This window comes from Clostridium thailandense, from assembly GCF_019207025.1.
Lineage (GTDB): Bacteria > Bacillota > Clostridia > Clostridiales > Clostridiaceae > Clostridium_AM > Clostridium_AM thailandense.
Map to the genome: position 1 here is coordinate 50,440 of NZ_JAEEGC010000019.1, position 14,617 is coordinate 65,056.

Below are 14,617 nucleotides of genomic sequence, written 5' to 3' on the forward strand. Positions count from 1 at the left end.
TATAACAAAAAACCCTGGTAAAAAACCAGGGCCGAATTCACATTATACTTTACCTTCTTTCATCCAGACTTTACTGTCGGCTTCGGAATCTAACCGAATCATGCCACTAAGGCTCGCGGGCTATACCGCCGGTGGGGAATTTCGCCCCGCCCTGAAGATTATTATTCTATTAACTTTACGACTTAATTATAATACAAGTTCTTTTTAAATTCAATATTAAAACATACTATATATAAACTATTTTTTCATTGTCAATGCTATTCTTTTTCTCTTCTCATCAACTTCAAGAACTTTAACCTCAACAATATCTCCAACCTTTACCACATCAAGCGGATGCCTTACAAAACTATCTGATAACTGACTTATATGAACTAATCCATCTTGATGAACTCCAATATCAACAAAAGCACCAAAATCTGCAACATTCCTTACCGTTCCCATGAGTGCCATTCCTGGTTTTAAATGAGTTATATCTATTATTCCAGTCTTCAGTATTGGTTTTGGAAGTTCTTCTCTTGGATCTCTTCCTGGCTTTTTTATTTCCTTTATTATATCGTTAAGAGTAGGAATTCCTATTGATAGTTTCTCTGATAAATTCCCTACCCCCACTTCTTTTACTCTTTCATCAATATCTGTAAGTTTATTATTTTTCAAATCCTCTTTAACATATCCTAATGTATTCAATAACTCTTTAGCAGCGTTATAAGACTCTGGATGGACTGAGGTATTATCTAAAGGTTCTTCGCTTTCCATTACTCTTAAAAATCCTGCACATTGTTCAAAGGCTTTTGCTCCTAATCTTTTGACCTTTAATAGCTCTTTTCTAGTTTTGAATTTGCCATTTTCTTCTCTGTAAGCTACAATATTTTGTGCTATAGTTGAATTTATACCAGATATGTAAGATAACAATGATGGAGTCGCTATGTTTAAATCTACTCCTACACTATTTACACAATCCTCTACAACTCCCCTTAACGATTCATCTAGCTTTTTGGGAGCTACATCATGTTGATATTGACCAACTCCTATGGATTTGGGATCTATCTTTACAAGTTCTGCTAGAGGGTCTTGAAGTCTTCTTCCAATAGATATAGCACCTCTTAACGAAACATTTATATCAGGATATTCTTTTGCAGCTAATTCAGATGCTGAATATACTGAAGCTCCTGCCTCTGATACTACAACATAATAGAGTTCTCTATTTCTTTCTGACTTAACTTCTTTTATAAGCCTCACAATTACTTCCTCTGATTCTCTACTGGCAGTACCATTTCCTAGAGATATAACATCTACATCATGCTTATAAACTAAGTCCTTTAATGTTTTTATTGCATCCTCTATATTCTTTTGAGAGGTAGTCGCATAAACAGTTGCCGTATCTAATAATTTTCCAGTATCGTCAAGTACGGCTATTTTACAACCAGTTCTAAAGCCTGGATCAAACCCTAGTACAAATTTTCCTTTTATAGGTGCCTGCATTAACAAAGCCTGAAGGTTTGCCTTAAATATTTTTATAGCACCTTCTTCAGCTTTATCTGTAAGGTCTGATCTTATTTCCCTTTCTATTGATGGATATATAAGTCTCTTTAAAGACTCCTTAACACTATTTTCTATATATGAATCAGTGCTTGTATTACCTTTTAAGCACTTTTCCCTTAAGTAGTTAATAATCCTATCCATATCTGAGGTTATTTTTACAGAAAGTATTTTTTCTTTTTCTCCCCTATTAATCGCAAGTATCCTATGTGGCGGTATGCTTTTTACTGATTCCTTATAATTGTAATACATTTCATATGGAGTAGATTCTTGACTTTCTCCAGTTATCTCTACTAAACCTTGATTTTGAACAAATCCTCTAATATACTTCCTGTGATCTGCTTCGTCAGATATCATCTCACTTATGATATCCATTGCTCCAGCTAAAGACTCTTCTACTGTTTTTACCTCCTTTTCTTCGTTTATGAATTCATTTGCATATTGTTCTATATTACCTTTAAATTCTCCACTCCAGATAGCTTCTGCTAAAGGCTTTAATCCCTTTTCTTCTGCAATGATTGCTCGTGTTCTCTTTTTAGGCTTGTAAGGTCTGTATATGTCCTCAACTTCCGTTAACGTATCACATTTCACTATGACAGCCTTCAATTCATCTGTCAACTTGCCTTGCTCATCTATGAGTCTTATAACATCTTCTTTTCTTCCCTCAAGATTTCTTAAGTATGTAAGTCTTTCTGAAAGATTTCTAAGAGTTACATCGCTCATCCCACCTGTCATTTCTTTTCTATACCTTGCTATAAATGGAACTGTATTTCCACCATCTAGAAGATCGATTACAGTTTCTACATAGGTCTTATTTAAATTTAATTCTTGTACTAGTCTCTCAACTATATTATTCATATTTACCTCCGTGCTCATTAAACTATAAAAATTTTTAAGTTATCGGCTAAAAAATATTATAACAGTTATATAATATTTTGCAAATTAATATATTTTAAAGATATATTTTTTGAGGAGTTATTATAATGAAAAAATACATATCTTATCTTTTGTTAATAACATCATTTATTTTACTCGGCTTTAGCTTTAATCTTTACCTAAAAATACATTCATTCAATCATGATTCTGTAAAAAAGAATATTGATTATTTATCTTCCGACGCCTTTAAAGGCAGACTAGCTGGCAGTTTAGAGAATGCTGAAATTGCTATGTATATTAAAGATAGCTTTAAAAATAATAATCTAAAGCCTTACAATGACAGCTATTTTCAAAGCTTTCAAACTATCTATCCACACAAAGTTTCTGGAACTCCATATTTAAATGTTACTGATAAAAATGGATTCTTAATTAGAGAATTCAAATATGGTATCGATTTTAAAGAAGACCTATTGAACTTTAGAAAAAACACTTTAAGCTTTAATAGAAATGATAAAATAAATCTCTTAAATGGACACATTCAAGTTAAAAAAGATAATGATTTCTTCTTATTTTATACACCTGAAAACTCTGAACTTAACTTTAGAAGTTCATTTATAAGCACTTCACCCTATAGTATGTATATTATGATCACCAAAAGCACATTTAACGAACTGAATTCTTATATAGGCAAAGACTATAACATAAACTGCTTTATACCTTTTGAATCAAAGCAAGCATCATTAAACAATGTTACTGCATATATAGAAGGTAAAGACCCTAAGGCTCCTCCGATTGTACTTTCTGCACATTTCGACCATATTGGATCTGACCTTTCTGCAAAAGTCTACAATGGTGCTTTAGATAACGCCTCAGGAGTTTCCTTTATTATTGAAATGAGCAAATATATAAATTCTATAGGTAAACCTGATAGAAATATATTATTCGTTGGTTTTAATGCCGAAGAACTTGGTTGTCTGGGCTCAAAAGCTTTTGCAGATAAATATAAGAATAACCTCAATGGTTCCAGAATATTTAATTTTGATATGGTGGGCGGAAGTAAATCTGTTCCTCTCTATATAATGGGCGGAAGACAAGATACAAAAGATAGCCCTCTTATAAAAGAAATTTCGGCTGTTTGTGCAAAAAGTAAAATTAATTTTAACTATTTATTTGAAGACGCAAGCGACCACGAATATTTTAGAAAACAAAATATTGACGCAGTAACCCTCTGCGATGCAGATTCATCAAGAATTCATACCCCCGATGATAAACCAACGTTTATAGATACATCTTCTATAGACAGATGTTTCAAAGTGATATCACCAGAAATAATTAAATACGGCTTTGGCAAGAACCTTTTCATACTCTATAATACAGAACTTCTCTTTACTTCTTTATTTTGTACACTTTTAGCTTTAATCCTTTTATATCAAAACAAAAATAAAAAAGATATATAGATAACCAAACCAGAAAGTAGACTTATAGCGTTGAAGCCTGGAAACATATCCCAGAGCATAAGTCTACTTTCGTCTGTGTTTATCTATATACCTTCTAGTTTGTATTTTGTTTCAAATATTCATTTATAAATTCGTCTATTTCTCCATTTATAACAGCATTTATATTCCCATTTTCAACACCAGTTCTATGATCTTTAACTAAAGTATATGGTTGAAAAACATAAGATCTTATTTGACTTCCCCATCCCATATCTTTTAATTCTCCAGTTAAATCTTCTATTTTTTCTTTATGTGATCGCTCTTTTAACTCCACCAATTTAGATTTTAGCATCTTCATTGCTTCATCCTTATTATGATGTTGGCTCCTTTGATTTTGACACTGAACAACTATTCCAGTTTGTATATGCGTTATCCTAATTGCAGACTCTGTTTTATTTACATGCTGTCCTCCTGCTCCTCCTGATCTAAAAGAGTCCACCCTTATGTCTTCTGGCCTTATTTCTATGTCTTGACTTGCTGTAAGTTCTGGTAAAACTTCAATAGACGCGAAGGAAGTTTGTCTTTTACCATTAGCATTAAACGGCGATATTCTTACTAATCTGTGTATTCCTTTTTCCGCTTTTAAATATCCATAAGCGAATTCACCAATTATCCTTAAATCAGCGCTTTTAATTCCAGCATCATCTGCAGGGAGTATATCTATGGTTTCTATCTTGAAGCCTTTTCTTTCAGCCCACCTTGTATACATCCTTAAAAGCATTTCTGTCCAGTCTTGTGCGTCTGTTCCTCCGACTCCTACATGCAAAGATATTATTGCATTATTTTTATCATATTCTCCTGATAGCAGTATTTCTATTCTAAACCTCTCTACATCGTCCTGAAGTTCTTTTACTTCTTTTAATATTTCTTTTGCGGAAGTTAAATCAACTTCTTCTATCGATAATGTAGTTAGAACCTCAACATCTTCTATCCTTGTATTTAGTTGCTCATATCTATCTAATCTGCTTTTAATAAACTTTTCTTGTTCTGTTACTTCCTGTGCTCTATTTATGTCACTCCAAAAATCTGGTTCTTGCATTTTTTTCTGTAATTCGTCTATCTTAATTCTAGAATTATCAATGTCAAAGTGAATCCCTAATTTCTTTAACGGCTTCTTTCAAGCTACCTATTTCATTTAAAGTTTCTTCTAATTGAAGTAGCATCTAATCACTCTCCTCTTAATATAAAACAATGCAAATTTAAATAATATTAAATTCTACTAAACAAATGTCGTTTTGCTCAAGCAAAACGACATCCAGAATATTATTCAAATCTTCCACAACAATTTTTGTACTTTTTACCACTTCCACATGGACATAAATCGTTTCTTCCAGTGGTTTTTTCCTTCTTCACTGGCTGCTTCTTTACAGAATCATCTCCACTTTGATTTGTGTGAGTTTCTTTTACAACTCTCTCTCTTTCAGGTGTTTTTTGAATTTGAACGTGGAATAGATATTTTATGGTATCTAACTTAATGTTATATATCATTTCTTCAAACATCTCACTACCTTCAAAGGAATAAGCTTGAGCAGGATCTTGCTGTCTATATGCTCTAAGTCCTATACCTCTCTTAAGGTGTTCCATATCATCTATATGATCCATCCACTTTGTATCAACAACTCTTAGAAGAACAACTCTTTCAATTTCTCTCATCTGCTCTGGAGTAAATTCATCTTCTTTTTGTGAATAAATCCCTTTTCCTATTTCAACAAACTTTTCTTTAATTTCTTCGTTTGATAGCTGCGATAGATCTTCAACTTTGACCGAATCCTTTGGCACATATAGCTCTTCCATATAATCTATAAGATTTGCTAAATCATTTTCAAAGTCTTCCTCTATTCCTGAAATGTGTGAGTTAACTGCAGAAGTAATTACATCATCAAGCATTTGATATATTTGTTCTTTTAAGTCTTCTCCTTCAAGAACTTCTGACCTTTGTCTATATATGATTTCTCTTTGCTTATTTATAACATCATCATATTGAAGCAACGTTTTTCTTATGTCAAAGTTGTTCCCTTCAACTTTCTTTTGAGCATTTTCTATAGCACCACTTACCATTTTACTCTCTATAGCTTCGTCATCACCAAGACCAAGTTTTTCAACTATATCTTTTAACTTATCTGAACCAAATATTCTCATTAAGTCATCTTCTAATGATACATAAAATCTTGACATACCAGGATCTCCTTGACGACCTGAACGTCCTCTTAACTGGTTATCAATTCTTCTTGATTCATGTCTTTCAGTACCTATAATTTTTAAACCGCCAAGTTCTACAATATCTTCTCCAAGCTTAATATCCGTACCACGTCCTGCCATATTTGTAGCTATTGTAACCATGGATTTTTCTCCAGCATGAGCTATTATTTCTGCTTCTTGTTCATGGTATTTAGCATTAAGTACTTGATGAGATACACCTTTTTTCTTTAACATATCTGAAAGAAGTTCAGATTTTTCTATACTTACTGTACCAACCAAAACTGGCTGACCCTTTTTATAAGTCTCAACTATTTCTTCCACTATAGCTTTAAACTTGCCTTTAGCCGTTTTATAAACTAAATCAGGCATATCTTGCCTTGCTATTGGTTTATGTGTAGGAACCACAATTACATCTAATCCATAAATTTCTCTAAATTCATTTTCTTCTGTTAGTGCTGTACCTGTCATACCCGATAATTTATTAAATATTCTGAAGTAATTTTGATAAGTAATAGTTGCAAGGGTTTTTGATTCTCTCTCTACTTTAACCCCTTCTTTTGCTTCTATAGCTTGATGTAGACCATCACTATATCTTCTTCCTTCCATCATTCTTCCTGTGAATTCGTCTACTATCATAACTTCGCCATCTCTAACCATGTAATCTTTATCTCTTTTCATTATGTAGTTAGCTTTTAACGCCTGAACTACATGATGTTGAATTTCCATATTTTCAGGATCTGCATAGTTTGCTAACTTAAAAAACTCTTCTGCTTTTTTAATTCCATCTTCAGTAAGAATTACTGCACTTGCTTTTTCATCTACTGTAAAATCTTTTTCTTTAACTAAAGTCTTAGCAAAGTAATCTGCAACTTTGTAAAACTCAGTGGACTTCTCACCTTCACCCGAAATTATAAGAGGAGTTCTAGCTTCGTCTATCAATATGGAGTCAACTTCATCCACTATTGCAAAATTTAATTTTCTTTGAACTCTTTCTTCCTTGTATACAACCATGTTATCTCTTAAATAATCGAAACCAAATTCACTATTGGTTCCATAGGTTATATCACATCTATATGCTTCTTGCCTTTGTGTTTGGTCTAAATCATGAAGAATTACACCAACTTTTAATCCTAGAAACTCATACACTGGAGCCATTGTATCTCTATCTCTTTTAGCAAGATAATCATTGACAGTTACTATATGAACTCCTTTTCCTGTTAGCGCATTCAAATAAGCCGGAGCAGTCGCTACAAGCGTCTTTCCTTCTCCAGTTTTCATTTCTGATATTCTACCTTGGTGTAGAACTATTCCTCCAATTAACTGCTCTCTATAATGCTTTAAACCTATAGTTCTTGCTGAAGCTTCTCTTACAGCTGCAAAAGCTTCAGGCAAAATTGAATTTAAATTTTCTCCTTTTTCAATTCTTTCTTTAAATTCATCCGTTTTCGCTCTTAGTTCAGAATCACTTAAGCCTTGCATTTGAGAGTCAAATGAATCTATCTTATCTACAATAGGAATTATCCTTTTTACCTCTCGTTCACTATATGATCCAAATATCTTTTGAAAAATACCCATATTTTTTCATCCTCACCATATTAAATTTATAAACATACACTTTATAGATTATATCATCTAATTGCACGCTATTCAACTTATATGAACAATACTTTGACATAGTTTAAAAATTTGTTACACTTTTACGCTTAATTTTTATATAATAATATTTTACATATATTATTATTTTTTTACAAAGTTAATTTTTTACATAATCCTACATTTTAAACAAAACCTTAATTTTAAAAGAGGAAGCAATTAAGCTTCCTCTTTTTTAAAATTCAGGTTCTATTAAACCATAATTTCCATCTTTTCTTTTATAAACTACATTTACATCTCCATCTTTGTCATTTTCATATACGAAAAAGCTGTGTCCTAAAAGTTCCATTTGAAGTACTGCTTCTTCCGCAGACATAGGTTTTATTGCAAATCTCTTAGTTCTTACTATTTTACTTTCTTCTACTCGCTCTTCCTCATTAAAGTCAGGTATAAATTGAAATCTCAATGATTCCATATGGTTTCTTCTTTGAAGTTTTGTTTTTTGTTTTCTTATTTGACCTTCTAATTTATCTACAACTATATCAATAGATGCATACATATCATCATGTGCCTCTTCAGCTCTTAACAATATTCCTCCAACAGAAATCGTAACTTCTACGATTTGTCTATTTTTTTCTACACTTAATGTAGCATGCGCTTCTACATCAGGGTTGAAATACTTCTCCAACTTTGACATTTTTTTCTCAACAGTACTTCTTAAAGCATTAGTCACCTCAATATTTTTTCCACTTACAGTTATCCTCATATTTCCAGCCCCTTCCTTATCTTTATGAATAACTCAATAGTCTGATACTTATATACCATAAATATAATTTTATGGATATACACTTAACTTTTGTTAACTCTATTTTAATACGATTTTAACTAAATTACAATAGTATTATTGTGAATTAACAAAATATTGCACAAATTAATATTATTATCCTTTAAGACCTCTTATTCTTTATAGTTTTATTTACAATACTATTATGTTCAAAATCCTGAAAAAAATTAAAGTTCTTAATCTAAAAAGATTAAGAACTTTATCAAGTCAGTTGACCTGGTCTTTGACCCCACACTCGCCTGCTGGAGATTTTGCTACCCGGAATTAACCTCTCACTACTAACTCTCTCGCTTTAACGGCAGGACTTACCTCTAAGCCGCACCATGCTCATTAAACATTTTTATTTAACTTACGTGGATCGTTTCGCCTGCGACTGGCATCGACTTTCAACCACAAACCTAACTCAATATAATAATTATACCTTACTTTTCGCTCCAGTCAATATGATAATTTTTCCCGAGCCATTCTTTATCAATTCATAAGCACAATAAAAGGCTGTTGCTCCAGTCGTTATAACGTCATCAACTATTAAAATCTTTTTATTTTTAATATTCACCCTGTTGCTGACAAACTTAAAGCACTGACACATGTTTTTCCAGCGCTCACTATAATTCAAACCTATCTGATCTTTAGTTTCTTGAGTTTTCTCTAGACAGTGAATTATAGGTATTTTTAAAGCATCACTTATGATTTGAGCTAAATACTTACTCTGATTATAACCTCTCTTCTTTAATGCAACTTTATTCATAGGAATATATGTTATAAAATCAAATTTTATATTATTTTCCTCAATTAAGCTTATCATATAATTAGCTATGGTTTCTCCTGCCTTAAAATTACTTTTATATTTAAGCTTTAATATTAACTCCATCATTATTCCCGAGTAATACGAAACACTATAAGCTGAAATTTTTATCTTATTAAATTCTATGTCAAAGGAATCTTTGCAAAGCTTCATTCGTTTCTTACATTCTAAACATATACATTCCTTATCAAAAATTTCGCTTTTACACAAAATACACTTTTCATCATCAGAATATATTACTTGAAGTATGCATTCCCATACAAATTTTAAATTTTCAACAATCCCATTTCCCATGCTTCTTTATTAAAATTTCTAGTTATATTTTTTGCCTTTTCCATATCTTCACTTTCTTCGTTAGATAAAAATATAACTTCTCCTTTCCAATCCTTTTCACATCGTCCTACACTTCCACAAAAATATATAAGTTTTTTATAATTAAATTCAGAATCATTGGCAAAGTAAACCATAACATCTGAATCATTAACACCAGAGAATACTTGTTCAAAATCATTTGTTATGAGTACCGCTCTTTTTATCTTTTCAAAGTTTATAATTACTTTTTTAGTCACCTTACCTTTAGGTATACATACTATATTCTTACTTAAACTACGACAATAATTGTTTATATAAAAATACACATTTTCAATTTTCTCTTCATCTGGTACACATATTACAACTCTTCTCTCACAATCTATTGACCATTTTAAATATTCATATACAACGAAAGGTATATCTCTGTTTATATTTATTCTTGTTAATATTGTTCTTGGCTCTATAATAGGGTTTTTACTATCTTTTACAGGCAAGCTTATTTCTCTTCCACCCTTTAGTATATTCTCTATGGAATATGTTATGAATTTCGAATCTGCTTTAGAAACTTTAGTTATTAAATCAAATATCTCGTGTTTACTATGAATAGGAAAGCTCCTTATATCATCATAAATAACTAAGTCAAACTTTTCATTTATTAATAAAGCATTATTAAAACTACTTACCTTTAATTTAGATTGCAAATTTGTTTTTTCATTTCTTACATAAGTATAATCTCTAAAATTGGTATACTTCTTTATTGTTTCTAATATATTAATATTACTTGAATCCTCATTTGTAATGTATATAACGTTTTTTCTGCTTTCAACACAATATTGTATTGCCTTTAAAAAAATATCTGAAGAGTTATATGGGAGTGATATTACATTCAAGAAACGTTCATGACTTCTAACCCAACTCAATATACTATTACTTATTTTCTCTTTCTCTTCAATTAAGTTCTTTTTCTGCAAAAGGATCATTCACTTCACTCTCCATTATATCCATTATTCTAAATTTTAATAGTGAATATCTCTCAAAGCTTTTACTATTATTTATCATAAATTGCATAGCTTTTATGCTGCCTACTAATACTACTAACTGCTTAGCCCTTGTAATAGCAGTATATAACAAATTTCTATTCATAAGTAAGGGAGGCCCCATGAACATAGGTATAATAACTACAGGAAATTCACTTCCTTGACTTTTATGTATTGTTATTGCATATGCTAGGTCAATTTCATCTAGATATATATTGTCATATACAACTTTTCTTTCATCATCAAAGATGACTGTAACAGTATCTTTTTCTTCATCTATATCATGCACATAGCCTACGTCACCGTTGAATACACCCAATCCTTCACTTTCACCTTCCCCGGCAATTCTAATCCACTTTAGTGAATAATTGTTCTTTGTTTGCATTATTTTGTCCCCAACCCTAAATATTATATCTCTAAATTCCTTTTCTTTTTTATTTTCGTCTTTTTTGTTTAAAATATCCTGAAGTTTGTTATTTAAATTAGATATTCCTAGTATTCCTTTTCTCATAGGAGATAATATTTGAATATGATGCATTTTGTTCCATGATTTATTAAACTTAGGTAATCTTTTATCTATAAGCTCTATTAGAGTCTCTAATATTTTTCCTGACTCTTCACACTTTATAAAGAAAAAATCCTTATCTTTCTTATTAAGTTCTGGTGTTTCTCCATTATTAATTTTATGAGCGTTTACAACAATCATGCTTTCTTGTGACTGCCTAAATATATCTTTAAGCCTTACAACCTTTATGCACTTACTTTCTATGAGATCTCTCAGTACATTTCCTGGTCCAACAGATGGAAGTTGGTCAACATCTCCTACAATTATAATTCTAGTTCCTAACGATATAGCTTTAAGAAGATTATGCATAAGCATAATATCTATCATTGAAGCCTCATCTATAATCACAACATCACACTCAAGCGGGGCACCTTCATCTCTGGAAAAAAGCAATCCATCTTCTTCATCACCTACGCCCATCTCTAGAAGTCTATGAATTGTTTTTGATTGCCTGCCAGTAGCTTCGGTCATTCTTTTAGCCGCTCTTCCAGTGGGAGCTCCCATAAAAACTTTTAGCTTTGATTTTTCAAATATTTCTGTTATACAATTTATTATAGTAGTTTTGCCAGTTCCTGGTCCTCCAGTTATTATTTCTACTCCATTTTCTATGGCTCCTCGAATAGCTTCTTTCTGAGACTGAGCAAAATCTATCCCATTAGACCTTTCAAACTCCTCTATTTCCTTATCTATTTCAATTCCTATATCATCATATTTACTTAGTGCTAAAGTAAGTATTTTTTTAGTAACTCCAAGTTCACAATAATAGTACGGCAAAGAAAATACGCATAATCTATTTTTTATTTTCTCCACTTTTATTTTTCCATTAATAGAGCTTTCATATATATTTTCTTCTAATTCATCTCTCGATACACTAAGCATTTCCATACCTTCTTCAATTAATTTTTCCATAGGCATGTATGTGTTTCCTAACCCGCAAAATTGATTTATCAAATATTTTATACCGCTTTGTATTCTAAAAGGAGAGTTAGGCTCTATTCCTAGGCTTCTAGCTATTTTATCTGCTATTTTAAAACCTATTCCCGATATTTCTTCCGTTAGAGTATACGGATTTTCTTTTACGACTTTTATAGAATCTGCACCGAATCTTCTATGTATCTTTACACATTGATTAGGTGTAATTCCATAAGTCTGTAAGAAAACCATTATGTTTCTTACTTCATGTTGCTTGGAATATGACTCGCTTATTAATGCTATTTTCTTGGCTCCAATACCTTCTATTTCATTGAGCTTTTCTATACAATTATCTAGTACGTCTAAAGTCTCTTCCCCAAATTTTTCTACAATCTTCTTAGCTGTAACAGGTCCTATCCCAGAAATTATCCCTGATGACAAGTATCTCTCTATTCCAACAATAGAACTTGGCATTATTTCTTCGCATAACTGCACTTTAAATTGTTGTCCAAATTGAGGATGTAAAACCCATTCTCCTATTAATTTTAAATTTTGTCCTTCAATTATATAAGGTATGCATCCAACCACAGTTATGTTTTCATTTTCACTTTTAACTTTGGCCACTACATATCCATTTTCTTCATTTCGAAAAATTATGTCTTCTACGCTCCCCTGTACCTCTTGCATAAAATCTCTCCTAATTTTCTATTCTCTTTTAATCCCTATTCTTATAATTATAGCACAAAGTAATTCTCTCATCAGTTATAGTTTTTACTAGTTATCAGATAAAATATAGATTTTTATTGTATGACATCTGTGCACTACTTAATTTTTATATTTCTAATTCTTAACTATAAAAAAGTTCTTATGCTTAGCATAAGAACTTTTTTATTTATTATAAGTATTTCTTTATTTCTTCAACTTTATTTAAGTTTTCCCATGGAACATTAATGTCAGTTCTTCCAAAATGTCCATATGCAGCTACTTGTCTATAAAGTGGTCTCTTTAAGCCTAAATCTCTTATTATAGCAGCTGGTCTTAAATCAAATACTTTTGTAACAATTTCAACTATCTTGTCTTCTGCTAGCTTACCTGTCTCAAATGTATCAACAGTTATAGATACTGGCTTAGCAACACCTATAGCATAGGCAACTTGTATTTCAAGCTTATCAGCAACACCTGCAGCAACAAGATTCTTAGCAACCCATCTTGCAGCATATGCAGCAGATCTATCAACCTTAGTTGGATCCTTTCCTGAGAAAGCACCGCCACCATGTCTTCCATATCCACCATAAGTATCAACTATGATTTTTCTTCCTGTTAATCCAGAATCTCCTTGCGGACCTCCCACAACAAATCTTCCAGTTGGATTTATAAAATACTTAGTGTTATCATCTAATAACTCAGCTGAAATAACAGGCTTTACAACATTCTCAATCAAATCTTTTTCTATTTGTTCACGTGTTATTTCCGGATCATGTTGAGTTGATATTACGATTGTATCTACTCTAACTGGTTTATCATTTTCATATTCAACAGTAACCTGTGTTTTTCCATCTGGTCTTAAATAGCTAAGAATTCCACTTTTTCTAACCTCTGCTAATCTTCTTGAAAGCTTGTGTGCTAGACTTATTGGCATCGGCATGTATTCAGGTGTTTCATTTGTTGCAAAACCAAACATCATTCCCTGATCTCCTGCACCAACTGCTTCCATTCTGTCCATTTTACCCATTTTAGCTTCAAGCGCCTCATCTACTCCCATGGCTATGTCTGATGATTGCTCATCTATAGAAGTGATGACTGAACAAGTGTCACAGTCAAATCCATACTTAGCTCTTGTGTATCCTATCTCTTCTACAGTTTTTCTAACTAACTTAGGAATATCTACATAACACTTAGTAGATATTTCTCCCATAACTAATACCATACCTGTTGTAGTTGCTGTTTCGCAAGCTACCCTACCCTCTGGGTCTTGTTCTAATATAGCATCAAGAATTGCATCAGAAATTTGGTCGCACATCTTATCTGGATGTCCTTCAGTAACTGATTCAGACGTAAATAATCTTCTCATAATTTAATCCCTCCGTTTACAAAAATAAGACCTCTTCAATAAGAAGAGGTCGTTAAGTATCATTTAACTCACTCTCTTATCTCGCAGATTATACTGCAGGAATTGGCACCTTAACATTAAGTTGGTTGCCGGGTTTCATAGGGCCCTTTCCCTCCACCTCTCTTGATAAGAGTTTATATTTAATTATATCGTAATGATAGTATCATAGCTGAAACATACTGTCAATATAAAATTCACTTAATAAATTCATAATTTAAAAATTATGCGAAGCAATAATTTTTATTAGAGGACAGAGGACAGTTGACAGAGGACAATGAAGGAGGATTTTTCTCCGCTATGCTACGAAAAATCTTTAATTTATAAAGGCTATA

At 31.8% G+C, this 14,617-nt stretch carries 9 protein-coding genes and 2 riboswitches; of the genes, 1 reads left to right on the forward strand and 8 read right to left on the reverse strand.

Features of this window, described 5'->3' with window-relative positions:
- Positions 1 to 47 precede the first annotated feature (47 nt).
- A riboswitch (FMN riboswitch) is annotated at positions 48 to 163 on the reverse strand.
- Between the two features lie 74 nt (positions 164 to 237).
- A complete protein-coding gene (locus tag I6U48_RS04500) occupies positions 238 to 2,394 on the reverse strand; it encodes a Tex family protein (protein ID WP_218319211.1) in 2,157 nt (718 codons plus the stop codon).
- Positions 2,395 to 2,519: 125 nt separating this feature from the next.
- Here I6U48_RS04500 and I6U48_RS04505 point away from each other — a divergent pair, with 125 nt between their 5' ends.
- The gene (locus tag I6U48_RS04505) at positions 2,520 to 3,869 is read left to right on the forward strand and encodes a M28 family metallopeptidase (RefSeq protein ID WP_218319212.1); all 1,350 of its coding nucleotides are present in this window, start codon (positions 2,520 to 2,522) and stop codon (positions 3,867 to 3,869) included.
- Positions 3,870 to 3,963: 94 nt separating this feature from the next.
- On the opposite strand, the gene prfB is transcribed toward I6U48_RS04505, so the two are convergent.
- The 7 genes from prfB to metK form a co-directional block, all read right to left on the reverse strand.
- A protein-coding gene (gene prfB, locus I6U48_RS04510; RefSeq protein ID WP_376774526.1) for a peptide chain release factor 2 occupies positions 3,964 to 5,071 on the reverse strand; the annotation gives its coding sequence in 2 pieces (ribosomal slippage) (positions 3,964 to 4,992 and positions 4,994 to 5,071; 1,107 coding nt in all).
- A gap of 100 nt (positions 5,072 to 5,171) precedes the next feature.
- A complete protein-coding gene (secA, locus tag I6U48_RS04515; RefSeq protein ID WP_218319214.1) occupies positions 5,172 to 7,682 on the reverse strand; it encodes a preprotein translocase subunit SecA in 2,511 nt (836 codons plus the stop codon).
- Between the two features lie 253 nt (positions 7,683 to 7,935).
- Complete coding sequence (gene hpf, locus I6U48_RS04520; protein WP_218319215.1) at positions 7,936 to 8,466, reverse strand: ribosome hibernation-promoting factor, HPF/YfiA family; 531 nt, start codon at positions 8,464 to 8,466, stop codon at positions 7,936 to 7,938.
- A gap of 493 nt (positions 8,467 to 8,959) precedes the next feature.
- Complete coding sequence (locus tag I6U48_RS04525) at positions 8,960 to 9,643, reverse strand: ComF family protein (protein ID WP_218319216.1); 684 nt, start codon at positions 9,641 to 9,643, stop codon at positions 8,960 to 8,962.
- Positions 9,616 to 10,641: a hypothetical protein gene (locus tag I6U48_RS04530; protein WP_218319217.1), complete on the reverse strand. Its 1,026-nt coding sequence runs from the start codon at positions 10,639 to 10,641 to the stop codon at positions 9,616 to 9,618. Before I6U48_RS04530 ends, I6U48_RS04525 begins: the two co-directional genes overlap by 28 nt.
- Positions 10,610 to 12,862 carry an SF1B family DNA helicase RecD2 gene (gene recD2, locus I6U48_RS04535; RefSeq protein WP_218319218.1) on the reverse strand — a complete coding sequence of 751 codons (2,253 nt, stop codon included), beginning with the start codon at positions 12,860 to 12,862 and terminating at the stop codon, positions 10,610 to 10,612. The genes I6U48_RS04530 and recD2 overlap by 32 nt, the downstream gene beginning before the upstream one ends.
- Before the next feature lie 208 nt (positions 12,863 to 13,070).
- Positions 13,071 to 14,246, reverse strand: coding sequence for a methionine adenosyltransferase (gene metK / locus I6U48_RS04540; RefSeq protein WP_218319219.1), 1,176 nt, complete (start codon positions 14,244 to 14,246; stop codon positions 13,071 to 13,073).
- Positions 14,247 to 14,319: 73 nt separating this feature from the next.
- Positions 14,320 to 14,418, reverse strand: a riboswitch (SAM riboswitch).
- Positions 14,419 to 14,617 lie beyond the last annotated feature (199 nt).